Below are 24344 nucleotides of genomic sequence, written 5' to 3'. Positions count from 1 at the left end.
GTACGGCTGCGCGGCGGGATGGTGCTCGCCGAGCTCCGCCCGGCTCGGTGAGCAAGCCCGCGCCCGTGTGCTGGCCGGGGAGGTCGTCAACGCCGACGGCACGGTGATCGACGAAAATCCCGAGCTGCCAGCCGGTTCCAGCGTATACTTGTACCGAGACTTGCTCGACGAGGTGCCCGTTCCCGGTGCTGTACCGCGACGACGACATCGTGGTCGTGGACAAGCCGCCCTTCCTGGCGACCATGCCGCGGGGCAGCCATGTGGCCAGGACCGCGCTGGTGCGACTGCGTAAGGATCTCGTGCTACCCGAGTTCAGCCCCGCCCACCGTCTGGACCGGCTCACCGCGGGCGTGCTGCTGTTCACCGCCCGCCGCGAGGTGCGTGGCGCCTACCAGACGCTGTTCGCCCGCGGCCTGGTGCGCAAGACCTACCTGGCGCGGGCCGCCGTCGATCCGAATGTGGTGCTGCGCGGGTGATCCGCAACCGCATCGTCAAACGCCGCGGCCAGCTGCAGGCCGTCATCGAACCGGGTGCACCCAACGCGGAGACGCTGGTGGAGCTGATGCCACCCGACGGTCGTTACCGGTTGACGCCACGCACCGGCCGCACCCACCAGTTGCGCCTGCACATGGCGTCCCTCGGGCTGCCGACCTTCGGTGATCCGTTGTGCCCCAACGTGATCGACGTCCCCGCCGGCGACTTCAGCACGCCGTTGCGGTTGCTGGCGCAACGCATCGAGTTCGACGATCCGCGACCGGGTCGCGGCACGAATTCGTCAGTGCGCGAGACCAGCCGTAGTCGTTATGGCAGCTGCCGAGTCTCGGCGTCCAGGATGCCCTGCATGATGCGATTAGCGACGAGGTGTTGGCGAGCTGGAGCGGTGCCCCGCAGCTACACGAGAACTGATCGAATAGTGGGTCGGCGCCAGCCGGCGCGGCGAGCCCAACCGTGGCAGCGAAAAGCACGATGCCACTAGCAGGTATCTTTGTGTCATTTGCAAGCATCCAATTATTAACCCGGTGTTCAACTTTACACACCGGTGAAGACGGAACGATCACGACTTGCCGACGGCTTAAGCTTGCGGCTTCAGATCCTGTGGGGGCGGCATGTACTTGGGGCAGTAGGACCGGATCGCCGCGCCGACGAAGAAGCCGGCGTCGTAGTCAAGCAGGCTGCTGCTGTTCATCACGTCGATGACCACCTCGTTCGGCGACATGCCCTGTTGGAGGTACTCGCACACCTTTTTAGCTGCACTGATCGCGGCGGGGACCGACTCGTGCGTGATGCCGTCGGATATCAACAGCTGAACGAATTTGTCGTCGGTGGCATCTGCGTGCGCAGCAGGGGCCAACCCCGCTCCAAGCACACCAAGCGATGCGGCTACCGCCATGACAATTCGAGTGCCCGACGGCATGTAGGGGGTGCCGGACTTGCCAATTTTCACGCGTCCAATCATCTCGCATCCCGCGATTGTTGCTAATGCAAACGAATCTGAAGAACGGGTGAACACGCTTGTTTTCAAGCCGACTTTGGGTATGGACGGCTTATTCCGCCCGAACCGCAAGCGCTGTCGGTACTTTGACCCCATGCCGTACCGAACATGGTTGTCGCTTGCTTTACTGGCGGTCTGTCTTGTGGGCTGCGACGTGCAGCATGTATCGGCGGCTGCACCTCGCGATTTCTCGGGCACGTTCCGTTCCGGTGGCATCGATCGGACTTTCCTGGTGCATGTGCCACCTGGCGATCCGATCGGGGTGGGTCTCAGCCTGCACGGGGGCGGCGGTACCGGGAAGGGGCAGCGCGGGCTGACCGACTTCGACACAGCCGCCGACAACCACAACCTGCTGGTGGTCTACCCGGACGGGTATGACAAGAGCTGGGCGGACGGGCGCGGGGCGTCCCCCGCGGATCGCCGGCGCATCGACGATGTCGGGTTTCTGGCCGGCCTGGCCGAAAAGCTGCGCAACGACTACAACATCGCGCCCGGACACGTCTACGTGACGGGAATGTCCAACGGCGGCTTTATGTCCAACCGGTTGGGTTGTGATCGGGCTGATGTTTTCGCGGCGATCGCGCCGGTGGCGGGCACGCTGGGGGTGGGCGTGGCATGCAATCCGTCGCAGCCGGTTTCGGTGTGGGAGGCGCACGGGACCACCGACCCGCTGGTGCACTTCAACGGCGGGGACGTCCGGGGGCGCGGCGGGCTGAGTCACTCGATCTCGGTCAAGGCGATGGCGGACAAATGGCGTTCGATCGACGGCTGCCAGGGCGACCCGGTCGAGTCGGTGTTGCCCAGCATCGGGGACGGCACCGTCGTGCACCGCTTCGATTCGACCGCGTGCGCGGCGGGCACCGAGGTGGTGGTGTATCAGATCGACAAGGGCGGGCACACCTGGCCGGGCGGGAGGCATTACCTGCCGCGACAGGTCATCGGACCGACCACCCGCGCGCTGGACGCCTCGGAATCGATTGCACAGTTTTTCCTGGCGCACGCCCGCGGCTAGCGGTGTCAGCGCTGATACGACGGGCACCAGAGGCGATCCGCTCGCCGGCGTCGTCGACGCGGATCGGGGTGCCGCAGCGTCGGCACGCCTGTCCGGCGCGGCCGTGCACCCACAGCTGCCGACCCGCCCGGGTGTCGCCGGTGGTGCAGCGGTTCCAGCGAAAGCGGTTGGCCCACAGCATGTCCCGGGTCCGCGAGACCAGGCGACGGGTATCGGCGCCCGGATGAAGAGGTGCTTGCCGTGGCTGAGCACCTCGTCGACCACGCCGCCGGTGAGATCGAGGGTGGCGAACTGTGGCACCCGGATGTCGCAGCGGGGTCAAGGTCTGCCCGGACAAGTGTTCCCGCAGCACCGCCGCGGTGTGCCAGACCGTGTCACCCTCGGGCATAATGCTCCGGCATCGTCATCGCAGCCGCATGCCGCGTGGGGTGCGGGCGAAACCGGCCTCGGACAGCGCCTCGACGATGGGCTCGGCCCGCCGCCGGCCGGGTGCAGGGCCGACACCCCGTTGATCCGTTTGACTAGGATCGATTCGACCCGTCGGCGGGTGACTAGGTCCAAGCAGCTCGGCCAACAGCGAGCTGTCCAGCGACAGGGCCGCGGCGCGCCGCTCGGCCAGCGGCGAATCGCCCCTCGTACATGAACGCGTCTACGTAGCCGAAGAGCAGCGACGCGGCGAACGGGGACGGTTTGGCCGTCTCCGCCTCCAGTACCCGCACCCGGCGGTTGGCGATACCGGTCATCAAATTGACCAGCGCGGGGACGTCGTAGGCTTCCTTCAGGCATTCCCGCATTCCCGGACCGTCTCCAGCACGATTGGGAAGTCGGGGTACTTGCCGCCACGTCCAGCAATTGGGCGGCGCGCTGGCGCTGGTGCCACAGCGGCGAGCGGCGGCCGGGGTTGGCGGCGGGGTAGCAGCAGCGCGCGGGCCGCGCATTCCCGGAACCGGGAAGCGAACAACGCCGAGCCGCCCACTTCGGCGGTGACGATCGGGTCGATCTCGTCGGCGTCGAAGACGAAAAGCTCGGCGCCAAGTGGGGCGCCGTCTTGGCTGGACAGCCCGGTATCGGTAAGATGCATCACGATCCCGTCGTCGGACGCGGTCGGCTTCTCGTCGATGCCGTAGCGTTCGGCCAGTCGCCGGCCCACCGCCAGCGCCAGCGGTCCATGCACGCGCAGCCCGTAAGGGGAGTGCAGGATCACCCGCCAGTCACCCAGCTCGTCGCGGAATCGCTCCACCACCAAGATGGTGTCGGTGGGCACCGTTCCGGTGGCGTTGCGCTGGTCGTCCAGCAGCACACACAGATTGTCCGTCGCATAGTCGTTGAATCCCAGCTCGGCGCAACGCTTTTCGAATTCCTCACGGCCCAGGCCGGCCAGTTCGCCGGTGAACGCACCCAGCGCCGCGCCCAACTCGGCCGGCCGGCCGACGTCGTCACCGCGCCAGAATGGCAGCCGGGCCAGCAGTCCCGGGGCGGGGATCACCAGCACCCGGTCGTGGGTGATCTCGGTGATCCGCCAGCTGGTGGCTCCCGACAAGATGACGTCGCCGGGCCGTGACTCGTAAACCATCTCCGCGTCGAGTTCACCTACCCGCGAAGGCTTTTCGGCCTCGCTGGCCAGGTAGACGGTGAACATGCCACGGTCGGGGATGGCGCCACCGGAGGTGAGCGCCAGCCGCTGCGCACCGGGCCGCCCTGTCAGGGTGCCGGCATCGCGGTCATACACCAGCCGTGGTCGCAGCTCGGCGAACTCGGTGGACGGATACTTGCCGGACAGCAGGTCGAGGTGGCCTCGAAGACGCTGCGCGGCAGCGTCACGAACGGGGCGCTGCCGTGCACCGTCTCGAACCACCCGGTCGGCGTCAAGGGGCTCCAGCGCGGCCGCCGCGACGGTGTGCTGCGCCAGGATGTCGAGCGGATTGCCCGGCACCCGCATCGTCTCGATCTGACCGGTCAGCATGCGTTGCACGCTGACCGCGCAACTGATCAGGTCGGTGCGGTGCTTCGGGAACAGCACGCCCCGTGACACCTCGCCGACCTGGTGGCCGGCCCGGCCGATGCGTTGCAGACCGCTGGCCACCGACGGCGACGCCTCCACCTGGATCACCAGGTCGACGGCACCCATGTCGATGCCCAACTCCAGGCTCGACGTCGCCACCACCGCCTTGAATAGCCCGTGCTTGAGGTCTTCCTCGACCAGGGCGCGCTGCTCCTTGCTGACTGACCCGTGGTGAGCGCGGGCCAGCACCGTATCGGCGCCGTAAGTCTGGCCACTGCCCCTTGATGTGGGCGGGCACCCCACCGGGCACCTGGCGTTTGGCTTGGGTGGCAAGTTCTACCCCGCTGCGCTCAACGTGAATTTCGTTGAGCCGCGCGGTAAGCCTCTCGGCCAGACGTCGGGAGTTGGCGAACACGATGGTCGAGCTGTGCGCTTCGATCAGATCGACAAGCCGGGATTCGACGTCGGGCCAGATCGTGTTGTCGGTCAGGTTGGCCATGTCCGGCACGGGCACCTGCACGTTCAGTTCAAAGCGCTTGGCCGACGGCGGCGCCACGATGGTCGTCCGGGTGGTCGGACCCCCGCAGGACAGGAACCGCGCCAGCTTCTCGGGCGGGCGCACCGTCGCGGACAATCCGATGCGCTGCGCGGGGGCCCGCCCCACAGGCGTCCAGCCGCTCCAGCGACACCGCTACGTGGGCGGCCGCGCTTACCGGTGGCGATGGCGTGGATCTCGTCGACGATCACGGTCTGGACCCCGGCCATCGTCTCGCGCGGCCGAGGTCAGCATCAGAAACAGCGACTCGGGAGTCGTGATCAGCACATCGGGGGGCGAGTTGACAAGCTGGCGGCGCTGCTGCGGTGGGGTGTCACCGGAGCGCACGCCGACGCTGATGCCGGGTGGCGGCAGGCCGTGGCGTTCGGCGATTCGGGTCAAAACCGCCAGCGGGGTGCGTAGGTTGCGCTCGACATCGACCGCCAGCACCTTGAACGGCGACACGTACAACACACGCGTGCCGGCCGGGCGTTCGCCGGCCGCGGCGAGGCTGTCCAGCGCCCACAAAACGCCGCGAGGGTCTTGCCGGATCTGGTCGGCGCGATGACCAGCGTGTTGTTGCCGTCGGCGATCGCCTGCCAGGCCGCGGCCTGCGCGGTGGTGGGGGAAGGTGCTGGCCGAACCACTCGCGCATGATCGCGTTGAACCTCTCGTGTGCCTCGGTGCCCACCTAGCCATCGTGCCAATCGGCACCGACAAAGTCCTGTGCCAACTGTCACCGGCAGCAGCGCTACTGCGGTTGATGACGGGTGGTCGCCATCGCGTGCGCAAGTTCCGGCGGAATCTCGGGCACCCGGGTGATCGCGTCGAGCAGCGTGTGCGCGCAGGCGTCGGCCAGGCGTTCGGCGCTGATCGTGGGGTCCATGATGCGCTGGCGGCACAGTTCGAAGGTGAACGCGATCCAGCCGTTGAGGATGACGCGCAGGTGCCGCTCGACGTCCGGCGCGATCTTGGCCCCGGGCACCTTCGCGACGACCTCGTGGATGCGGGTCATGATGAGTTCCAACTGGCGGTTCTTCGCGTCGTCCTCGACGCCCAGCAGGTCGGGATCGTAGCGGCCCATTCCCACGTATGCCGCCCAGGCCGCCTCCGGGTTCTGTTCGTGGTAGGCCATGTAGACCAGCACGCCCAACCGCGCCTCTTCGAACATGGTCAGTCCGGCGACGGGCTGTTTATTGGTGGCCTCACACAGCCGGTCGGCCTCGTCCTTGACGACCGCGGCGAAGAACGACCGCTTGTCGGGAAAGTAGTGGTACATCAGGGCGCGGGAGACGCCGGCTCGCTCGGCGATCTCGTCGATGCGGACCTCGTCGTAGGGCCGCTTCCCAAAGACTTCCGCACCTAGAGCGAGCAGTTCGGCGCGTCGATCCTCGGGGGACAACCGCCTCCTAGCCGTTGGCATGCGTCAGATAGTACCCAGCGACGATGTGAGTAATTCAGACTTCGATTATCTCGACTCCGCCCCGCCGCGGGCCGCGCACGCTGTTTTACCGTGCTCGGCCGAGGGAATTCAGGTAACTAATCGGTCGTCGCGGACGAAACACCAGACAGAGGTCGGTACGCGGAAGGTTCTCAGATGCTAAATGCCGATGAGCGGTCACGCGGTGACCGCCTGGGCCAGGAAGACAACGAGGTGCGCGCCGCAATCCGCTTCACCGTCCTGGCGGCGGCCTCGTGAGTGGGATTCATCGTGCTGGCCGCGCTGTGGGTCAGCACCTGTCCGGGCAACCGGTGTGGACACCGTGGCGTGCGGTGCGCCGCAGCGCACTCTGCTCGCGTTCGGCGGGCCGGCGATCCTGTTGCTGGCCGGGTTGTGGGCGTTCCTGCGGACCTACCAGGTCTGGTGTAGTGAGGGGTCGTGGTGGGGCTGGCACGGCGCCGGTTGGTTCCTGCTGACCCTGATGATCGTCGCGGTTTCGATGGGAGTTCCGGCCATTGCCGGTCTGGCGCTCGCCCTGTAACAATTGAGAGGCGCGACCGTAGGGAGCAGCCATGGGAGATACCTATCACGACCCCGTCGACCATTTTGCGAACGACGCGGCCTCTCGCCGGTGAATCATTGATCGATATGCTGCACTGGCCCGGCTACCTGATGGTGGGTGGCCACCGTGATCGGAGTCTGCGGCAGCCTGGCGGCCTTCGGTAGCGGACATCAGCATGAGGGCATGACCGTCGGCGTCTCCGCGGTCCTGGTGATGGTCGCCGGCCTGGTGTGGCTGGCCGTCGAGCATCGGCGGGTTCGCCGGATCTTCAACGAGTGGTACCTCGAACATCCCGATGTGATCAGGCAACGACCCGCAAGCTGAGCCCCGAGGCCCGTGACAAGTCGTAGGTTATGGGCCCGATCCAGTGGTTATATAAGTCTAGACCATGATGAGTGCCTGTGGTGTGTCCGGGATACGCGCTCACGCCATCGCCGGGACAAACAGGTCGGGGTGGCCGGTCCACGGCGAACCGGATGGGCCGTAGCGTCCTTTTGATGTGCTCAAAGCGAGGAGTAGTGTGAGTCAGACTTTGCCGGGAGATCCTATGATCGATGGCGATTCGCGCGCTGAAAAGCGTCAGCGCGGCCACAGAGCCGTTGAATTGCACGTTGCTGCACGGCTTGAGAATCTGGCGATGCTGCGCACACTGGTGGGCGCGATCGGCACCTATGAGGATTTGGATTTTGATGCCGTCGCCGATCTTCGGCTCGCGGTCGACGAGGTGTGCACCCGGTTGATCCGGTCGGCCACTCCCGATGCGACGCTCGTCGTGGTGGTCGACCCGCGGGAAAACGAGTTGGTGGTCGAGGCGTCCGCGGCGTGCGACACCCATGATGTGGTGGCGCCCGGCAGCTTCAGTTGGCATGTGTTGACCTCGTTGGCCGACGACGTCCAGACATTCCATGATGGTCGCGACCCCAATGAGACCGGCAGCGTTTTCAGCATCACGCTGACGGCGCGACGGGCGGCTGCTGGCAGGTGACAGCGCAAGCCGACGGCGGTTCGGGTTCGCGCCCAAACGAATACGCCGACGTTCCAGACATGTTCCATGAGCTGGCCACGATTTCTCCGGATTCGGCGGAATTGCAGCCTCAACGGGACAAGATCGTCGAGCGGTGCTTGCCGCTGGCCGATCACATCGCACGTCGATTCGAGGGCCGCGGCGAGCCCCGCGACGACCTGGCACAGGTCGCCCGCGTCGGGCTGGTCAACGCCGTGGTGCGGTTCGACGTCGAGACGGGCTCGGACTTCGTGTCGTTCGCGGTGCCGACGATCATGGGCGAGATTCGCCGGCACTTCCGCGACAACAGCTGGTCGGTCAAGGTGCCGCAGCGGCTCAAGGAGCTGCATCTGCGGCTGAGCACCGCGACCGCCGAGCTGTCTCAGCGCCTCAGCCGCGCACCCACCGCCACCGAACTCGCCGCGGAACTCGAGATGGACCGCGCCGAGGTGGTCGAACGTCTGGTGGCCGGCAGCTCCCACAATACGCTGTCCATCGACAGCGGCGAGGGCGGCGACGATGACGACGCCCGCGCCATCGCGGACACGCTGGGCGACGTCGACTCCAGCATCAAGCGGATCGAGGACCGGGAGGCGCTGCGCCCGTTGCTGGAAAGTTTGCCGGAGCGCGAACGGACGGTGTTGGTGCTCAGGTTCTTCGAGTCGATGACCCAGACCCAAATCGCCGAGCGGGTGGGCATCTCGCAGATGCACGTGTCCCGGCTGCTGGCGAAGTCGCTAACGCGGCTGCGTGACCAACTGGAGTGACAGCCTGGCGTCCACCCACCCGCTGTGCTCGGGCAGCGGTTCGTCGAGCGCGGCTGTCACCGGCAGGGTGCCGTCGGGGTTGCAGACACGCAACAGCCGCTCGACTGCCGCTCTGGGCGCCATCGCCCAATCCAGCTGCGCGCCAGAGCACGCCACATTGGCAGAGCTGCCATGATTGAGCCACAGACATTGCTTCACTCCCTCAGCCGAGGATGGGTGCGTTGACGGTGCCAGCGATGTGCTTGACGCGGGAGGGAATTCACCTTCCGCACGGCACTGGCGTCGTCCGGGAGGCTGTGAACTCAACCAGCCCAGAACCCTACCCTCGGTGTGTCCGATGCGACACCGTTCTTAGCTGACCCAGGATCGCCGGGGGCGGCAGCTACTTGATTTCGGCGAGCACCGTGCCCTGCGTGATGGCTGCGCCGGCCTCGACGGCCAGACCGGTGATGGTGCCCTCCTTGTGCGCGGTGACCGGGTTCTCCATCTTCATCGCCTCGAGGACCACGACCAGGTCACCGACGGCGACCTGCTGTCCTTCCTCGACCGCGACCTTGACCACAGTGCCCTGCATCGGCGCGGTGACGGCGTCGCCGGAGGCTGCGGCGCCGGTGTGCCCGCTGCGCTTGCGTGGTTTCGGCTTCTTGCGGACGACGCCGGCCGGGTCGGTGGCGCCATTGGACAGCGCCAGGTCGCCGGGCAGCGACACCTCGAGCCGGCGGCCGTTGACCTCGACGACGACGCTCTGCCGCGGCCTGACCTCGCTTTCGTCGAGGCCTACGCCGCCGGTGAAGGGCTCGACCGTGTTGTCCCACTCGGTCTCGATCCAGCGGGTGTGCACCGCGAAGCTGTTGCCGTCACCGACGAACGCGGGGTCGGACACCACGGCGCGGTGGAACGGGATGACGGTGGCCAGGCCCTCGATATGGAACTCGTCGAGCGCCCGGCGAGACCGCGCCAGCGCCTCCTCTCGGGTGGCGCCGTGCACGATCAGCTTGGACAGCATCGAGTCGAACTGGCCGCCGATCACCGAGCCGGCCTGGACACCGGAGTCGAGCCGGACACCGGGGCCGGTGGGGATGTCGTAGCGGTTGATCGGGCCGGGGGACGGCAGAAAGCCGCGGCCGGCGTCCTCGCCGTTGATCCGGAATTCGATGGCGTGCCCGCGCGGCGTCGGGTCCTCGGTGAAGTCCAGCTTTTCGCCGTTGGCGATCTTGAACTGCTGCAGCACCAGGTCGGTGCCCGCGGTTTCCTCGGTGACCGGGTGCTCGACCTGCAGGCGGGTGTTCACCTCCAGGAACGAGATCAGCCCGTCCTGGCCGACCAGGTACTCCACCGTACCGGCGCCGTAGTAATGCGCCTCTTTGCAGATCCGTTTGGCGGACTCGTGGATCTCCTTGCGCTGGGCGTCGGTGAGGAACGGCGCCGGGGCCTCCTCGACTAGTTTCTGGAAGCGGCGCTGCAGCGAGCAGTCCCGGGTGCCGGCGACCACCACGTTGCCGTGCTGGTCGGCGAGCACCTGGGCCTCCACGTGGCGGGGCTTGTCCAGGTAGCGTTCCACAAAGCACTCGCCGCGGCCGAACGCCGCCACCGCCTCGCGGGTGGCCGACTCGAACAGTTCGGGGATCTCCTCGATGCTCCGGGCCATCTTGCTGCCGCGGCCGCCGCCGCCGAAAACAGCCTTGATCGCGATCGGCACGCCGTACTCCTTGGCGAACGCGACCACCTCGTCGGCGTCCTTGACCGGGTCCGGGGTGCCCGGCACCAGCGGGGCCTGGGCGCGGGCGGCGATGTGACGCGCGGTGACCTTGTCTCCGAGGTCGCGGATCGACTGCGGGCTGGGGCCGATCCAGATCAGGCCGGCATCGATCACGGCCTGGGCGAAGTCGGCGTTCTCCGACAGGAAGCCGTAGCCGGGGTGGATGGCGTTGGCGCCGGACTTGGCCGCGGCGTCGAGGATCTTGCCGAAGTCCAGGTAGGACTCAGCGGAGGTCTTGCCACCCAGCGCGAAAGCCTCGTCGGCCAGCCGCACGTGCGGCGACTCAGCGTCGGGCTCGGCGTACACCGCCACGCTGGACAGGCCCGCGTCGCGGGTCGTGCGGATCACCCGGACAGCGATTTCGCCGCGGTTGGCGACAAGCACCTTGGAGATCCTTGAGCTGGCATGACTGGCCACTGCGCCTCCTGCTTGAGCCTACCTCGCAGAGATTCTTCATGCGTGGGTCTCTAAAGAGAATTTCTTACAACGATTTTCGGGGAAGTCTAAGCGCCGCGTCGCCGGGCCGATGAGGCGGTGCCGGGTTTGGGGCATTACTCCGTGGTAGCTCGCAGGCGCCGTTTGATGCGCGCCAGCATCGCCGACATGCCGCGCAGCCGCAGCGGGCTGATCAAGGCGGCCAGGCCCAACTCGGTGTAGAAATCCGCGGGCACGGCCAGGATGTCGGCGGCGGGTTGTTCGTCGAGCCCGGCGGCCAGGATCGACGCTAATCCGCGGGTGGTTGGCGCCTCGGCGGGGGCGCTGAAGTACAGCCGCACCCGGTTCGGGTCGGCTGCGTCGACGTGCAGGAACAGCGGCGACTGGCATTCCGGGACCGGCTCCATCGCGACCTCGGCCAGGTCGTCGGGCAGCGCCGGCAGCTCGTCGGCGAACTCCAGCAGGAGCTTCAGCTTGTCCTGGCCCTGAACTTCGGCGAAGTCGGACACCACCTCGGCCAGCGGCGCGGGCAGGCTCATCAGACCGGGACGGCTCCCGGGCTCTCGCCCGCAACGATGGGCACCCGCACAGTGTTGCCCCACTCGCTCCAGGAGCCGTCGTAGTTGCGAACGCCGGGTTTGCCCAGCAGGTAGGTCAGGACGAACCAGGTGTGGCTGGATCGTTCACCGATGCGGCAGTACACCACCGGGTTGTCGTCGGGCACCAGGAAGCCGTAGAGCTCCTCGAGCTCCTCGCGGCTGCGGAATCGGCCGCTGTCGTCGACCGCCTTGCCCCACGGGATGGACTGGGCGGTCGGGATGTGCCCGGCGCGCAGCGCGCCCTCTTCCGGATAGTCGGGCATGTGCGTGCGCTTACCCGCGTACTCGTCGGGGGAGCGGACGTCGATCAGCGGCTCGTGGCCCAAGATGCCCAGCACGTCTTCCTTGAACGCGCGGATGGGCGCGTCGTTGCGCACGACGACAGGGTAGCCGGTCGAGGTTTTGGTCGGCACCTCCAGGCTGGTGTCGCGCCGCTCGGACAGCCAGAGGTCGCGCCCGCCGTTGAGCAGCCGCACGTCGGGGTGGTCGAACAACTTGAACACCCACAGCGCGTAGGCCGCCCACCAATTGCTCTTGTCGCCGTAGATGACCACGGTGTCGTCTCGGGAAATGCCTTTGCGGTCCATCAGTTCCGCGAATTGCTCACCGGTGATGTAGTCGCGGACCCGCGGGTCGTTGAGGTCGGTGTGCCAGTCGATCTTGACGGCGCCGGGGATGTGCCCGACGTCGTAGAGCAGGACGTCTTCGTCGGATTCGACGATGGCCAGACCGGGAGACCCCATGTGGCCGGATAACCAGTCGGCGGTGACCAACCGTTCGGGGTGGGCGTACTGCGTCAGGGTCGGGCTGGGATCGGGGATAAGCGGCACAGCCCAAAGCCTACCGTCCGGCCCGGCTCTGATGGTCCGGACGGTTGTTCGCCCATAACGCCGCGACCGACAGGCGACGCGATGCAGCAGTTCGCGGGTCACGGGCAAGCCGATGCCGATCACGCCGGCCGGATCGCCGTCGACGAACCACCCGCCCAGGCCGTCGAGGGTGAAACCGCCGGCAACCCGCAATGAGTCGTCGTCGGCCAGGTAGGCCTCCAGATCTTCGGGTGACGGTGTTACGAAATGCACTGTGGTTATTGCGGTTTGCGCTTCAGTGTTAATAATCACGTTGTCCTGCAGTCGAATCACGCAATGACCCGTGTACAGCTGGCCCGAGCGCCCGGCCATCGACTGCCACAGTTGGCGCGCCGCGGCGGATTTCAGCTTGCTGCACAGTTCGCCGTCGAGGTAGAGCATCGAATCACAGCCGATTACAACACAATCCGCGGCGATGTCACGGTCCAGTTCGCCTGCGACCTGTTCGGCCTTGGCCTGCGCCAGCGCGCACACCACCTCGCCGGAACCCGCGTGCGAAGGAAGGCCGGCGATGAGGCGCTCTTCGTCGATGCCGGAGACGACGATCAGTGGCTCGACTCCGGCCTGGCGCAACACTTTACGACGTCCGGTGGAGGCCGGCCCGAGGACCAGGCGGGTCATCGCCGCATGTGTACGCGTTCTTGCAGGGTGATTCGCTGGTAGTTGCTGATCGCGTAGCGCAACCTGTCGACCGGAAGCCCCCACCGGGTGCTCTCGGTCGGCGGCTGCGCGGGCGTGCCTCCGACGCTGCCCAGCACCGTCATCAGCGCGACCACCTCTTCGTCGGTGGGGTTACCCCGCAGGATCTTGATGTGCGGCTGATGTGGCTGGCCGGCCGTCGCGGTCTCGTCGCTCACCGGTGTTGAACCGTTCGTCTCACTCACAGTGGGATGTTTCCGTGCTTCTTCGGGGGCAGGTGGGAGATTTTGCGTTCCATCAGGCGCAGCGCCGTGGCGATGTAGCCGCGCGTGTGCGACGGCGGGATGACCGAGTCGACGTAACCGCGTTCGGCGGCGACGTACGGATTGACCAGCGTGTCCTCGTACTCTTGCTGCAACTGCAGCCGCAGCGCGTCGACGTCCTGGCCTTCGGCGGCGGCCTTCTTGAGCTGTTGGCGGTAGACGAAGCCGACAGCGCCAGAGGCCCCCATCACCGCGATCTGCGCGGTCGGCCAGGCCAGGTTGACGTCGCAGCCCATGTCCTTGGAACCCATCACGCAGTAGGCGCCGCCGTAGGCCTTACGGGTGATGACGGTGACCTTGGGGACGGTGGCCTCGCCGTAGGCGTACAGCAGCTTGGCGCCGCGCCGGATGATGCCGTTGTATTCCTGGCCGGTGCCCGGCAGGAAGCCCGGGACGTCCACCAGCATGATGATCGGGATGTTGAAGCAGTCGCAGGTCCGCACGAACCGGGCGGCCTTCTCCGAGGCGTTGATGTCCAGGCATCCCGCGAACTGGGTGGGCTGGTTGGCCACGATGCCCACCGGCCGGCCGTCGATGCGCCCGAACCCGACGACGATGTTCTGCGCGTAGCCGCCCTGGACCTCCAGGAACTCGTCGTCGAGGATTCGGGTGATCACCTCGTGCATATCGTAGGGCTGGTTCGGCGAGTCCGGGATCAGCGTGTCCAGCTCGAGGTCCTCCTCGGTGAGGTTGTCCTCGATCGGGCCCTCCGGAATCGGAACCGCGTAGGGCGGGTCGGTGAAGTTGTTGGGTGGCAGGTAGCCCAGCAGGTTGCGGACCCAGTCGAACGCGTCCTGCTCGCCGGAAGCGACGTAGTGCAGCGTGCCCGACTTGGCCATGTGGGTGTGGGCGCCACCCAGTTCCTCCATGGTCACGTCCTCGCCGGTGACCGTCTTGATGACGTCGGGCCCGGTGATGAACATCTGGCTGGTCTGGTCGACCATGACGACAAAGTCGGTCAGGGCGGGCGAGTAGACGTGCCCGCCGGCAGCGGCGCCCATGATCAGCGAGATCTGCGGGATGACGCCGGAGGCCAGGATGTTGTTGCGGAAGATCCGGCTGTACAGGCCGAGCGAGACCACACCCTCCTGGATGCGCGCACCGGCGCCGTCGTTGATGCCTATCAGCGGCCGGCCCGTCTTGGTAGCCAGTTCCTGGACCTTGACGATCTTCTCGCCGTAGACCTCGCCGAGGCTGCCACCGAAGACCGTGGCGTCCTGGCTGAAGATGCATACATCGCGACCGTCGATGGTGCCGTAGCCGGTGATCACGCCGTCACCGAGGGGGCGGTTCTTTTCCAGCCCGAAGTTGGTGCTGCGGTGCCTGGCCAGCGCGTCGAGCTCGACGAACGAGTCCTCGTCGAGCAGCGCAAGGATGCGCTCCCGGGCGGTCAGCTTGCCCTTGGCGTGCACCTTCTCGACGGCTGTCTCACCGACCGGGTGCAGGGACTCTTCGCGACGCCGGTGCAGCTCGGCCAGTTTGCCCGTCGTCGTGTGGATGTCTATGGTGTGCTCGGCGGCCGGCTCCGCTGAATGACCCGTGTGGTCGGTAACGCTTGTCATGGATCCCGAGCTTAGCGGCGGGCTATTCTCTGCTGATGGACTGGGCGACCGAATGCGACGTGTTGGTGGTGGGATCGGGTGGCGGCGGGGTCACCGGCGCCTACACTGCCGCGCGCGAGGGTCTCGACGTGCTGCTGGTCGAATCGACCGGGAAATTCGGCGGAACCACCGCCTACTTCGGCGGAGGTGGGGTGTGGTTTCCGTGCAACCCGGTGTTGTTGCGCGCCGGCTCCTGTGACGACACTATCGAGGACGCGCTGACCTATTACCACGCCGTGGTCGGCGACCGCACCCCGCGCGACCTGCAGGAGACGTACGTCCGCGGCGGCGCGCCGCTGATCGAGCATCTCGAGCAGGACGCAGCTGAAATTCGTGCCGCTGGTCCTGGCCGGACTACTTCGGCAAGGCGCCCAAGGCGCGCCTGGACGGCCGGCGCCACATTGCGGCAAAGCCGCTGGCGGTGGCGGCCGCGCCCTGATCGCGCGTTTCCTCAAGGCCATTGGCCAGTACCCGAACGCGTCGCTGCGGCGTGACACCGCGCTGGTCGAGCTGGTGGTGTTGGACGGCCCCGAGCGGCGGGTCACCGGCGCGATCGTCGAAACCGACGGGGTCCGCCGGGCCATCCGCACCCGCCTGGGCGTGCTGCTGGCCGCCGTCGGCTTCGAAGCCAACGAGAGGACCTGCGCCGCCGCTACGGGGTGCCGGGCTACGCGCGCGGCACGATGGGCGGCCCGGGCAGTCGCGGCCTGGCGCTGCAGGCCGGCATCGCCGTCGGCGCCGACACCGACCTGCTGGATCAGGCGTGGTGGTCACCCGGCATGACCCATCCCGACGACCGCTCGGCGTTCGCGCTGTGGTTTACCGGTGACATCTTCGTCAACCAGGACGGCAACCGGTTCGTCAACGAGTCGCAGGCCTACGACCGGGCGGGCCGTGAGATCATCCGGCAACTGCAGGCTGGTTCGATCACGTTGCCGTACTGAATGATCTACGACGACAAAGAGGGTGAGGTGCCGCCGGTCAAGGCGTCCAACGTCGTCATCGTCGAAACCGGGAGATACGTGGCGGCCGGCCTGCGGCACTCCGCGGACACGCTGGCGGAATTGGCCGCCAAGATCGGTGTCGGAGCCCAGCAGCTGTCGGCGACGGTGGCCCGGTTCAACGAGTTCGCCGCGGCCGGCGTCGACGAGGATTTCGGCAGGGGCGACGAGGCCTTCGACCGCGCGTTCTCCGGCGGGGCGTCGCCGCTGGTCCCCATCGACACCCGCCGTATCACGCCGCCGCGTTCGGCATCTCCGATCTGGGCACCAAGGGCGGGCTTCGGACCGGCACCGCGGCCGCGGGTCCTGGACAAATCCGGGCACCCCATCGCTGGCCTGTACGCGGCGGGCAACACCATGGCAGCGCCCAGCGGGACCGCCTACCCGGGCGGCGGCAACCCGATCGGGACCAGCATGCTGTTCAGCCATTTGGCCATGCTGGACATGTGCGACCGCCGCCCGTTACGTCGCCGGGGTTCTAGGCTGGGCCCGGTGACCGACCGAGATCAATTCCGCACCCCGTTGAACGCCGCCGCCCTGCGCGCCGAGTTGATCGGGACCGGATTGGGTTGGCGGCGGCTCGATGTCGTTGAGCAGACCGGTTCCACCAACGCCGATTTGCTGGCTCGCGCGGCTGCCGGAACCGACGTCGCCGGTTCGGTGTTGATCGCCGAGCATCAGACGGCGGGCCGCGGACGGCACGGCCGCGGCTGGTCGTCCTCGCCGCGGGCGCAGATCACCATGTCGGTCGCGGTCAGCGTCGTCGACGTCCCGGTCACCGGCTGGGGCTGGCTGCCGCTAGCCACCGGCGTGGCGGTGGTCGATGCGGTGAGCCCGCTGCTGCAGGGCACCGGGGTCCGGTTGGGCCTCAAATGGCCCAACGATGTGCTTGCCGGCGCGGGCGAACCCGCCGGCAAGCTGGCCGGAATCCTGGCTGAGGTCGCCCGGCCGGTGGTGGTAATTGGTTTGGGGCTCAACGTAACTCAGTCACCCGATGAGGTCGACGGGCCGGGGGCGACGTCGCTGTTCGACCTCGGCGTCCCCGCTCCCGACCGCGATCGGCTGGTGGGCGCGGTGCTGCGCGAGCTCGGCGGCCGGATCGTGGCGTGGCAAGCCGCGCGCGGGGCCGACTGGCAGTTGGCGGCCGACTACCGCGCGCGCAGTCTGACCCTCGGCACCCAGGTGCGCGCCGCACTGCCCGGTGGCAAGGAGGTCGTCGGGACCGCCAGCGCGATCGACGACCAAGGACGACTGTGCCTGGAGAGCAAAGGCGAAACTGTCGTCGTTTCCGCTGGTGACGTCGTGCAACTACGGGGCTAATGTCTCCCATGAGCTATCCCGACAATGCCCTGGCCGCCGGCGAACAGGTCGTCATCCATCGCCATCCGCACTGGAAGCGGCTGACCTGGCCGGTTGTGATCTTCGTCCTGGCGACCGGGCTGGCGGCGTTCGGGTCCGGCTACGTCAACTCGACGCATTGGGAACAGACCGCCAAGAATATCGTCCACGGGGTGATCTGGGGGATCTGGTTGCTGACCATCGGGTGGCTGGCGCTATGGCCGTTCCTGAGTTGGCTCACGACTCATTTCGTCGTCACCAATCGCCGCGTGATGTATCGGCACGGATTGCTGAGCCGCTGCGGGTCGGATATCCCGTTGGCGTGGATTAATAGCGTGGAATTCCGGGACAAGATTTGGGAGCGGATGTTTCGCACCGGGACGCTGATTATCGAGTCGGCGTCACAAGATCCGTTGGAGTTTTCTAACATTCCGCGGCTGCGCGAGGTGCACGCGCTGCTGTATCACGAAGTCTTCGACACCCTGGGCTCCGAGGAATCGCCCAGCTGAGCCGGCCGGCTCAGGTCCATGCGGCGGCCGGCTCAGCTGGGCGATTCCGCCCGCGGTGAGCGCGGACTCGAGCGCCTTGTCGGGGTTGCGGGCGAACTGGTCGGGAAACACCCAGCGGCGAAATGCCCAGAAGCGGAACGCCATCTGTAGCAGATTGCCGATGATGTAGGCGGAAATGAAGTCGGCGATGTTCTCCACGGTCAGCGACACCGTCGGCTCGCGCAGCTGCAGGATGTAGCTGGAGATCCACAGCGGCACCATGCTCAGCAGCAACCCGACGCCACTGAACGCAAAGAACAGCAGCGCCTCGTGGTGACGTTCGCGACCGCCGCGGTCCCGGAAGCTCCACTCCCGGTTCAGCACGTAGGAGGCGATGACCGCGACGATGCCCGCGATGACCTTGGCGGTCACCGGCTTGGTTTCCAGGATCGTCAGCTTGAGGGTGTAGAAAATGGCTGAGTCGATGACGAACGTGGTGCCCCCGACGATCGCGAATTTGATGAATTCGTGGTGGCGCTGCGCATAGGGCTGGAACGCCTGGGGTAAGTGCGCGATTGTGGCATCGGCGAAGGACACAACTCGTGAGTGTACGGACGGATGCGAAAACGACGCAAAATGGTACTTAAACATTTTTGCGTTGCAGCCGTTCAACACGCCACGGTGGGTAGTCGTGACACCATGACGCGCGTGCCAAGTTCCCCCTTGCCGGAGGCCGCCCCCGTCGTAGCGATGATCGGCGGCGGTCAACTCGCCCGGATGACCCACCAGGCCGCGATCGCGCTGGGACAGCGGCTGCGCGTGTTGGCCACGTCCGCCGATGAGCCCGCCGCGCAGGTCAGCCCCGATGTGGTGATCGGTCTGCACACCAACCTCGACGACCTGCGCCGGGTCGCCGAGGGCGTCGACGTGCTGACGTTCGATCACGAGCACGTCCCGACGGAGCTGCTGGAGAAGCTGGTCGCCGACGGCATCAACGTGGCCCCGCCGCCGCAGGTGCTGGTCCACGTTCAGGACAAGCTCGTCATGCGCCGCCGGCTGGAGGCGCTCGGCGCCGCCGTGCCGCGCTATGTGGGCCTCGACTCGCTGTCGCAGCTCGCCGAGGTCGATGCCTTCGCGGGGCGCCTCGGCGCGGCCGGCGACACCCCGCTGGTGGTCAAGGCCGCCCGCGGCGGCTACGACGGCCGCGGTGTGAGGCTGGCCCGCGATCTGGCCGATGCCCGCGAGACCACCCGCGATTACCTGGCCGATGGGGTGCCGGTGCTGCTCGAGGAAAAGGTGGAGCTGAGGCGCGAACTGGCGGCGCTGGTGGCGCGGTCGCCGTTCGGCCAGGGTGCCGCTTGGCCGGTGGTCGAAACGGTGCAGGACGACGGCATCTGCGTGGAGGTGGTCGCGCCCGCCCCGGACTTGACCGAGTACGCGGCCGCGCGAGCCCAGCAACTGGCACTGTGGCTGGCCGCCGAACTCGGCGTGGTCGGGGTCCTCGCGGTCGAGCTGTTCGAGACGACCGACGGTGCCCTGCTGGTCAACGAGCTGGCGATGCGGCCGCACAACTCCGGGCACTGGACCATGGACGGGTCGCGGACCAGCCAATTCGAGCAGCACCTGCGGGCCGTCCTGGATTATCCGCTGGGCGAGACCGACGCAATCACGCCGGTGACGGTGATGGTCAACGTGCTCGGCGCCGCGCAGCGGCCGCGGATGACCCTCGACGAGCGGCTGCACCACCTGTACGCGCGGATGCCCGACGCCCGAGTGCATCTCTACGGCAAGGCCGAGCGCCCCGGCCGCAAGATCGGGCACATCAATTACCTGGGCGCCGACGCCGCGGAGCTACCGCAGCTGCGTGAACGCGGCGAGCTGGCAGCACACTGGTTGGCACATGGGCAGTGGACGGACGGATGGGACCCACATGAGGAGCGGCGTCGATGAGAGACGCCAATGAGTGAAACGCCCCGCGTCGGGGTGATCATGGGCAGCGACAGCGACTGGTCGGTGATGCAGGACGCCGCCGAGGCGCTCGCGGAGTTCGAAATTCCGGCCGAGGTCCGGGTCGTCTCGGCGCACCGCACTCCGGGCGTGATGTTCGACTACGCGCGGGGCGCGGCCGACCGCGGCATCGAGGTGATCATCGCGGGCGCCGGGGGCGCCGCGCACCTGCCCGGCATGGTGGCGTCGGCGACGCCGCTGCCGGTGATCGGAGTGCCGGTGCCGCTGGCGCGGCTGGACGGGCTGGACTCGTTGCTGTCTATCGTGCAGATGCCGGCCGGCGTGCCGGTCGCAACGGTGTCGATCGGCGGTGCGCGCAACGCCGGCCTGCTGGCGGTGCGGATCCTTGGGTCCTCCGACCCTGCGCTGCGGGCCCAGGTGGCCGCCTTCCAGGACGAGCTGGCCGAGAGTGTGCGGGCCAAGGATGCGACCCTGCAGAAGCTTCGGGGTAAAGTTACCAGCGAGTAGCAAGGAGGCCTTGATGGCTGGATGGGCCGGACATCCCGATTTTGATCTGTTCCAACTGCCCGAAGAGCACCAGGAATTGCGGGCCGCGATCCGGGCGCTGGCGGAGAAGGAAATCGCCCCGCACGCCGCGGATGTGGACGAGAATGCCCGCTTCCCGCAGGAGGCGCTGGACGCGCTGACCGCGTCGGGCTTCAACGCCATGCACGTGCCCGAGGAGTACGGCGGCCAGGGCGCCGACTCGGTGGCCGCCTGCATTGTCATCGAGGAGGTCGCCCGGGTCGACACCTCGGCGTCGTTGATCCCCGCGGTGAACAAGCTCGGCACCATGGGCCTGATCCTGCGCGGCTCCGAGGAGCTCAAGAAGCAGGTGCTGCCGTCGATCGCGGCCGGCAGCGCGATGGCTTCCTACGCCCTGAGCGAGCGCGGGGCCGGCAGCGACGCGGCCTCGATGCGCGCCCGGGCCAAGGCCGACGGCGACCACTGGATCCTCAACGGCGCCAAGTGCTGGATCACCAACGGCGGCAAGTCGACCTGGTACACGGTGATGGCGGTGACCGATCCCGACAAGGGCGCCAACGGCATCTCGTCGTTCATGGTGCACAAGGACGACGAGGGTTTCACCGTGGGCCCGAAGGAGAAGAAGCTCGGTATCAAGGGCTCACCGACCACGGAGCTGTACTTCGAGAACTGCCGCATCCCCGGCGACCGGATCATCGGCGAACCCGGCACCGGCTTCAAGACGGCGCTGGCCACCCTCGATCACACCCGTCCCACGATCGGCGCCCAGGCCGTCGGCATCGCGCAGGGCTCCGTGGACGCCGCCATCGCCTACACCAAGGACCGCAAGCAGTTCGGCCGTCCGATCAGCGACAACCAGGGCGTGCAGTTCATGCTGGCCGATATGGCGATGAAGGTGGAGGCTGCCCGGCTGATGGTGTACAGCGCCGCCGCACGGGCCGAACGCGGCGAATCCAATCTGGGCTTCATCTCGGCGGCGGCGAAGTGCTTTGCCTCCGACGTCGCGATGGAGGTCACCACCGACGCCGTGCAGCTGTTCGGTGGCGCCGGCTACACCGTCGATTTCCCCGTCGAGCGGATGATGCGTGACGCCAAGATCACCCAGATCTACGAGGGCACCAACCAGATCCAGCGCGTGGTTATGTCGCGGGCGTTGCTGCGCTAAACTCTCGCCGGGGCCAGTTAACCGGAAATTCAGCTGCTAATAGGATCGGTCGCTACAACCGAGCTCACGTACGCTGGCCGTTCGGGGATGTAGCGGCCGCATGCGCGAGATGAGCAAGGGCACGACTGCGGCAAGGGGTACGGAATGCTGAGCCTGGTCAGCCCGCCCGCAACTTGGCAGACCTTGTCGCTGCTTGCTGGTCGAAGACGATCGGGTCGACGCGGTGCTGGTCGAGGATCTGATCGCCGATTCGGTTGACGACATCCGGGTGACCCGGGCGCAGTCGATGGCGCACGCGGAGCGCGAACTCGCCGCGGCCCGGCCCGACTGCGTGTTGCTGGATCTGAACCTGCCCGATGCCAACGGTATCGATGCGCTCAACCGCATCGCCGAACGCGACGCGACCGTGCCGATCGTGGTGTTGACCGGTCTGCACGACGAGAACTTCGGCGCATCGGCGGTTGCAGCCGGGGCGCAGGATTACCTGGTCAAGAGGCGGGTCGAAGCCGACATGCTGCGCCGTGCGTTACTTTACGCGATCGAGCGTAAACGGGTCGAGCTGATCGCGGCCGATCTGCACGTGACTCAAGCTTCGGGCCCGCGAGAACGCGCTGCTGGAGCGGGGTCTGCTGCCGTCAGCGTTACTGCTGAACAACCCGGGCGTCGAGATCGTTGCCCGCTACCGGCCGAGTCGCGAGAACGCGTTGCTGTGCGGCGACTTCTACGATGTCGTGCAGACACCGGATCGGGTCGTCCACGTCTTGATCGGGGATGTCGCCGGACACGGACCGCACGGGGCCGCCCTGGTCGCCGCATTGCGAATCGCTTGGCGTGCACTGACCTTCGCGGGCGTCCGCAGCGGGGAACTGATGCGTCAGCTCGACCGGGTGCTGCATGCCGAACACAGCGGCAGCGGCATCTTCGCGACGGTCCTGTGGCTGGAGATCGCGCCGGACAGCCCCCGGTTGACCTCGATTCGGGCCGGTCACTCGGGTATGTTGCGGCACGGTGCCCAGACCGTGGATGGGTGGAGCCGCCGGCCGGACCGGCACTGGGGCTGCGCGCCGACGACTGGCCGCTGCACGAGCTGGAACTGCCGGTGGAGCAGGGGCTGCTGCTCACCGACTGCCTTTTCGAGGGGTATTCCGGAACCGGCAACGAGCGACTTGGGGAGGATGGCTTGCTGGCACTCGCGCGTAACTACCCTGGTCTTCCCGGGCCGGCTTTCGTCGACGTGCTGATCGACGGTGCATAGGAGCTCGCCCAGCCGCGCGTGGTCTCACCGACGACATCGCGGTGGTGCGGGTGGAGCGGACGGCGCCGTGAGCACCGGCTCACAGTTGCGCGCAGCTCACGGTTCGGGGCTGGTTGTTCCTGGTGCTGCTCAGCATGGGCGTGCTGGTGCTCGTCGGCGCGCTGGCGGGTGCGGCGTTGCTGAACCGCAGCGACGATGTGGCCCGCAGCCTGAGCGAGGAGATCCAGCCGGCGCGGGTGGCCGCGTTCCAACTGCAGGCCGCGCTGCGTGATCAGGAGACCGGTGTGCGCGGTTAGGTGATCTCCGCCGACCGGCAGTTCCTCACGCCGTACTACGACGGGCAGCACGCCGAACATGCGGCGGCCGAAGAGCTCCGACGGCTGGTCGGCGGGCGCATCGAACTGCTCAACGACTTGGACGCCATCGAGCGGGCCGCCATCGAATTGCGGGTCAGCTCCGCCGAGCCGTCGATCACCAAAGTGACCCCCAATTCACCGGGCATCGCCAACAGCACAGTCGCGGACCGTGGCAAAGCCGAATTCGACAAATTGCGAGCGCTTTTCGATGCACAGAACACCGGTCTCGCCGCGGCGTCCGCGCAGGCTGTCAACGAACTAAACACTGTCACCGCGTGGCGCGACTGGGTGTTGGGCGCGGTGGTGCTGGTGTCTTTCGGTCTCGCGATCACGCTGGGGGTGCTGACCCGGGCGGCGATCACCCGGCCGCTGGCGGCCTTGGTCGCGTCCTGCCGGCGGATCACCGAGGACAATTTCACCGAGACCATCGCACAAACCCAAGGGCCCAAGGACATTCGCGACATCGCCGTCGACGTCGCGAACATGCGGCAGCGCATTGTGTCCGCGCTCGACATCTCGCGGGCCGCCGAAGCGCGGCTGGACGAGCAGACGGTCGAATTGAAGCGCTCCAACGCCGAACTCGAACAGTTCGCCTATGTGGCCTCACACGACCTGCAGGAGCCGCTGCGCAAGGTCGCCTCCTTCTGTCAGTTACTCGATAAGCGCTACGGCGACCAGCTCGACGAGAGGGGCATCGAATACATCAACTACGCGGTCGACGGCGCCAAACGCATGCAGGTGCTGATCAGCGACCTGCTGAGCTTTTCCCGGGTCGGCCGGATGGGAAGCAAGCAAACCGAGGTCGAGCTGGATGCGGCGGTGGCGAACCTGGAAGCCGCCATCGAGGAATCCAACACCGAGATCGTGCGGCCTGGCCGGCCTCTGCCCCAGGTCGTTGGGGATCCCACGTTGCTGACCATGTTGTGGCAGAACCTAATCGGCAACGCGATCAAGTTCCGGCACGTCGAACGGCCGCCGCGCATCGTGATTGACTGCGAACTGCGCCCCGATACCAACCAGTGGCTGCTGACCGTGTCGGATAACGGCATCGGCATCGCCGAGGAGTTCACCGAAAAGGTCTTCGTGATCTTCCAGCGCCTGCATGGCTGGGAGGTGTATCCGGGTACCGGCGTCGGCCTGGCGCTGGTGAAGAAGATCGTCGAGTACCACGACGGCACTGTCCGCATCGATACGGCCTACACCGATGTC

At 67.1% G+C, this 24344-nt stretch carries 18 protein-coding genes and 10 pseudogenes; 15 read left to right on the top strand and 13 right to left on the bottom strand.

Annotation, left to right across the window (positions count from 1 at the left end; genetic code table 11):
• Nucleotides 1-18: 18 nt before the first annotated feature.
• Nucleotides 19-798, top strand: a pseudogene (locus tag FQ389_RS01490) (pseudouridine synthase).
• A gap of 274 nt (nucleotides 799-1072) precedes the next feature.
• Here FQ389_RS01490 and FQ389_RS01485 read toward each other — a convergent pair.
• The gene (locus FQ389_RS01485) at nucleotides 1073-1444 is read right to left on the bottom strand and encodes a DUF732 domain-containing protein (RefSeq protein WP_260860361.1); all 372 of its coding nucleotides are present in this window, start codon (nucleotides 1442-1444) and stop codon (nucleotides 1073-1075) included.
• 142 nt (nucleotides 1445-1586) lie between these two features.
• On the opposite strand from FQ389_RS01485, the gene FQ389_RS01480 reads away from it, so the two are divergent.
• A complete protein-coding gene (locus FQ389_RS01480) occupies nucleotides 1587-2504 on the top strand; it encodes an alpha/beta hydrolase family esterase (protein ID WP_144205862.1) in 918 nt (305 codons plus the stop codon).
• Nucleotides 2505-2509: 5 nt separating this feature from the next.
• On the opposite strand, the pseudogene FQ389_RS01475 reads toward FQ389_RS01480, so the two are convergent.
• The 5 genes and pseudogenes from FQ389_RS01475 to FQ389_RS01465 form a co-directional block, all read right to left on the bottom strand.
• Nucleotides 2510-2892: pseudogene (locus FQ389_RS01475) on the bottom strand (DNA-formamidopyrimidine glycosylase family protein).
• A gap of 163 nt (nucleotides 2893-3055) precedes the next feature.
• Nucleotides 3056-3298, bottom strand: a complete 243-nt coding sequence (locus tag FQ389_RS18625; RefSeq protein WP_260860359.1) for a hypothetical protein — start codon at nucleotides 3296-3298, stop codon at nucleotides 3056-3058.
• Complete coding sequence (locus FQ389_RS18620; protein WP_260860357.1) at nucleotides 3283-4755, bottom strand: helicase-related protein; 1473 nt, start codon at nucleotides 4753-4755, stop codon at nucleotides 3283-3285. The genes FQ389_RS18625 and FQ389_RS18620 overlap by 16 nt, the downstream gene beginning before the upstream one ends.
• A gap of 460 nt (nucleotides 4756-5215) precedes the next feature.
• Nucleotides 5216-5569 (bottom strand): DEAD/DEAH box helicase, encoded by a 354-nt coding sequence (locus FQ389_RS18615; RefSeq protein ID WP_260860355.1) that lies wholly within the window; start codon nucleotides 5567-5569, stop codon nucleotides 5216-5218.
• A gap of 223 nt (nucleotides 5570-5792) precedes the next feature.
• Nucleotides 5793-6464 carry a TetR/AcrR family transcriptional regulator gene (locus FQ389_RS01465; protein WP_144205861.1) on the bottom strand — a complete coding sequence of 224 codons (672 nt, stop codon included), beginning with the start codon at nucleotides 6462-6464 and terminating at the stop codon, nucleotides 5793-5795.
• A 174-nt stretch (nucleotides 6465-6638) separates the two neighbouring features.
• Here FQ389_RS01465 and FQ389_RS01460 point away from each other — a divergent pair.
• The 4 genes and pseudogenes from FQ389_RS01460 to FQ389_RS01445 all read left to right on the top strand — a co-directional run bounded on the left by FQ389_RS01460 (nucleotide 6639) and on the right by FQ389_RS01445 (nucleotide 8814).
• Nucleotides 6639-7023 (top strand): annotated as a pseudogene (locus FQ389_RS01460) (hypothetical protein).
• A 31-nt stretch (nucleotides 7024-7054) separates the two neighbouring features.
• Nucleotides 7055-7368 (top strand): annotated as a pseudogene (gene usfY / locus FQ389_RS01455) (protein UsfY).
• Between the two features lie 223 nt (nucleotides 7369-7591).
• On the top strand, nucleotides 7592-8029 hold the full coding sequence (locus FQ389_RS01450) for an ATP-binding protein (protein ID WP_144205860.1): 438 nt from the start codon (nucleotides 7592-7594) through the stop codon (nucleotides 8027-8029).
• Nucleotides 8026-8814, top strand: coding sequence for a SigB/SigF/SigG family RNA polymerase sigma factor (locus FQ389_RS01445; protein WP_144205859.1), 789 nt, complete (start codon nucleotides 8026-8028; stop codon nucleotides 8812-8814). Before FQ389_RS01450 ends, FQ389_RS01445 begins: the two co-directional genes overlap by 4 nt.
• A 382-nt stretch (nucleotides 8815-9196) precedes the next feature.
• On the opposite strand, the gene FQ389_RS01435 is transcribed toward FQ389_RS01445, so the two are convergent.
• The 6 genes and pseudogenes from FQ389_RS01435 to FQ389_RS01415 form a co-directional block, all read right to left on the bottom strand.
• Nucleotides 9197-10990, bottom strand: coding sequence for an acetyl/propionyl/methylcrotonyl-CoA carboxylase subunit alpha (locus tag FQ389_RS01435; protein ID WP_144205858.1), 1794 nt, complete (start codon nucleotides 10988-10990; stop codon nucleotides 9197-9199).
• Nucleotides 10991-11124: 134 nt separating this feature from the next.
• On the bottom strand, nucleotides 11125-11547 hold the full coding sequence (locus tag FQ389_RS01430) for a SufE family protein (protein WP_144205857.1): 423 nt from the start codon (nucleotides 11545-11547) through the stop codon (nucleotides 11125-11127).
• Nucleotides 11547-12437 (bottom strand): sulfurtransferase, encoded by an 891-nt coding sequence (locus FQ389_RS18605; protein WP_260860403.1) that lies wholly within the window; start codon nucleotides 12435-12437, stop codon nucleotides 11547-11549. The genes FQ389_RS01430 and FQ389_RS18605 overlap by 1 nt, the downstream gene beginning before the upstream one ends.
• Before the next feature lie 138 nt (nucleotides 12438-12575).
• Nucleotides 12576-13097, bottom strand: a pseudogene (locus tag FQ389_RS18600) (Maf family protein); the annotation flags it as partial.
• On the bottom strand, nucleotides 13094-13360 hold the full coding sequence (locus tag FQ389_RS01420; RefSeq protein WP_144205855.1) for an acyl-CoA carboxylase subunit epsilon: 267 nt from the start codon (nucleotides 13358-13360) through the stop codon (nucleotides 13094-13096). The gene FQ389_RS01420 and the pseudogene FQ389_RS18600, both read right to left, overlap by 4 nt.
• On the bottom strand, nucleotides 13357-15000 hold the full coding sequence (locus tag FQ389_RS01415) for an acyl-CoA carboxylase subunit beta (RefSeq protein WP_144205854.1): 1644 nt from the start codon (nucleotides 14998-15000) through the stop codon (nucleotides 13357-13359). The genes FQ389_RS01420 and FQ389_RS01415 overlap by 4 nt, the downstream gene beginning before the upstream one ends.
• 35 nt (nucleotides 15001-15035) lie before the next feature.
• Between FQ389_RS01415 and FQ389_RS21885 the strand changes: the two are divergent.
• The 4 genes and pseudogenes from FQ389_RS21885 to FQ389_RS01400 all read left to right on the top strand — a co-directional run bounded on the left by FQ389_RS21885 (nucleotide 15036) and on the right by FQ389_RS01400 (nucleotide 17887).
• Nucleotides 15036-15822, top strand: a pseudogene (locus tag FQ389_RS21885) (FAD-binding protein).
• Nucleotides 15723-16382, top strand: a pseudogene (locus FQ389_RS18585) (FAD-binding protein); the annotation flags it as partial. The pseudogenes FQ389_RS21885 and FQ389_RS18585, both read left to right, overlap by 100 nt.
• A 150-nt stretch (nucleotides 16383-16532) precedes the next feature.
• Entirely contained in the window at nucleotides 16533-17360 is an 828-nt protein-coding gene (locus FQ389_RS01405; protein WP_144205908.1) for a biotin--[acetyl-CoA-carboxylase] ligase, read from the top strand.
• An 8-nt stretch (nucleotides 17361-17368) separates the two neighbouring features.
• Nucleotides 17369-17887, top strand: a complete 519-nt coding sequence (locus FQ389_RS01400; protein ID WP_144205853.1) for a PH domain-containing protein — start codon at nucleotides 17369-17371, stop codon at nucleotides 17885-17887.
• Here FQ389_RS01400 and FQ389_RS01395 read toward each other — a convergent pair.
• Nucleotides 17842-18463 (bottom strand): annotated as a pseudogene (locus FQ389_RS01395) (GtrA family protein). The gene FQ389_RS01400 and the pseudogene FQ389_RS01395 sit on opposite strands and share 46 nt — an antisense overlap.
• 102 nt (nucleotides 18464-18565) lie before the next feature.
• Here FQ389_RS01395 and FQ389_RS01390 point away from each other — a divergent pair.
• The 5 genes and pseudogenes from FQ389_RS01390 to FQ389_RS01370 all read left to right on the top strand — a co-directional run.
• The gene (locus FQ389_RS01390) at nucleotides 18566-19816 is read left to right on the top strand and encodes a 5-(carboxyamino)imidazole ribonucleotide synthase (protein ID WP_144205852.1); all 1251 of its coding nucleotides are present in this window, start codon (nucleotides 18566-18568) and stop codon (nucleotides 19814-19816) included.
• A gap of 9 nt (nucleotides 19817-19825) precedes the next feature.
• Complete coding sequence (gene purE, locus FQ389_RS01385) at nucleotides 19826-20341, top strand: 5-(carboxyamino)imidazole ribonucleotide mutase (protein ID WP_144205851.1); 516 nt, start codon at nucleotides 19826-19828, stop codon at nucleotides 20339-20341.
• 13 nt (nucleotides 20342-20354) lie between these two features.
• Nucleotides 20355-21524 (top strand): acyl-CoA dehydrogenase, encoded by a 1170-nt coding sequence (locus FQ389_RS01380; protein WP_144205907.1) that lies wholly within the window; start codon nucleotides 20355-20357, stop codon nucleotides 21522-21524.
• Nucleotides 21525-21668: 144 nt separating this feature from the next.
• Nucleotides 21669-22850: pseudogene (locus tag FQ389_RS01375) on the top strand (PP2C family protein-serine/threonine phosphatase).
• A 63-nt stretch (nucleotides 22851-22913) separates the two neighbouring features.
• A pseudogene (locus tag FQ389_RS01370) lies at nucleotides 22914-24341 on the top strand (sensor histidine kinase); the annotation flags it as partial.
• Between the last annotated feature and the right edge of the window lie 3 nt (nucleotides 24342-24344).

Source organism: Mycobacterium tilburgii, from assembly GCF_902168065.1.
GTDB classification, from domain to species: Bacteria; Actinomycetota; Actinomycetes; order Mycobacteriales; family Mycobacteriaceae; genus Mycobacterium; species Mycobacterium tilburgii.
This window is presented reverse-complemented; position numbering and strand designations above follow the sequence as displayed.

What these genes read in the sequence shown, in the direction of transcription:
- FQ389_RS01480 (WP_144205862.1), top strand. Translation starts at nt 1,587, where the DNA reads ATGCCGTACCGAACATGGTTGTCGCTTGCTTTACTGGCGGTCTGTCTT.
- FQ389_RS18625 (WP_260860359.1), bottom strand. Translation starts at nt 3,298, where the DNA reads ATGCGGGAATGCCTGAAGGAAGCCTACGACGTCCCCGCGCTGGTCAAT.
- FQ389_RS01465 (WP_144205861.1), bottom strand. Translation starts at nt 6,464, where the DNA reads ATGCCAACGGCTAGGAGGCGGTTGTCCCCCGAGGATCGACGCGCCGAA.
- FQ389_RS01450 (WP_144205860.1), top strand. Translation starts at nt 7,592, where the DNA reads ATGATCGATGGCGATTCGCGCGCTGAAAAGCGTCAGCGCGGCCACAGA.
- FQ389_RS01430 (WP_144205857.1), bottom strand. Translation starts at nt 11,547, where the DNA reads ATGAGCCTGCCCGCGCCGCTGGCCGAGGTGGTGTCCGACTTCGCCGAA.
- FQ389_RS01415 (WP_144205854.1), bottom strand. Translation starts at nt 15,000, where the DNA reads ATGACAAGCGTTACCGACCACACGGGTCATTCAGCGGAGCCGGCCGCC.
- FQ389_RS01400 (WP_144205853.1), top strand. Translation starts at nt 17,369, where the DNA reads ATGAGCTATCCCGACAATGCCCTGGCCGCCGGCGAACAGGTCGTCATC.
- FQ389_RS01390 (WP_144205852.1), top strand. Translation starts at nt 18,566, where the DNA reads ATGACGCGCGTGCCAAGTTCCCCCTTGCCGGAGGCCGCCCCCGTCGTA.
- purE (WP_144205851.1), top strand. Translation starts at nt 19,826, where the DNA reads ATGAGTGAAACGCCCCGCGTCGGGGTGATCATGGGCAGCGACAGCGAC.
- FQ389_RS01380 (WP_144205907.1), top strand. Translation starts at nt 20,355, where the DNA reads ATGGCTGGATGGGCCGGACATCCCGATTTTGATCTGTTCCAACTGCCC.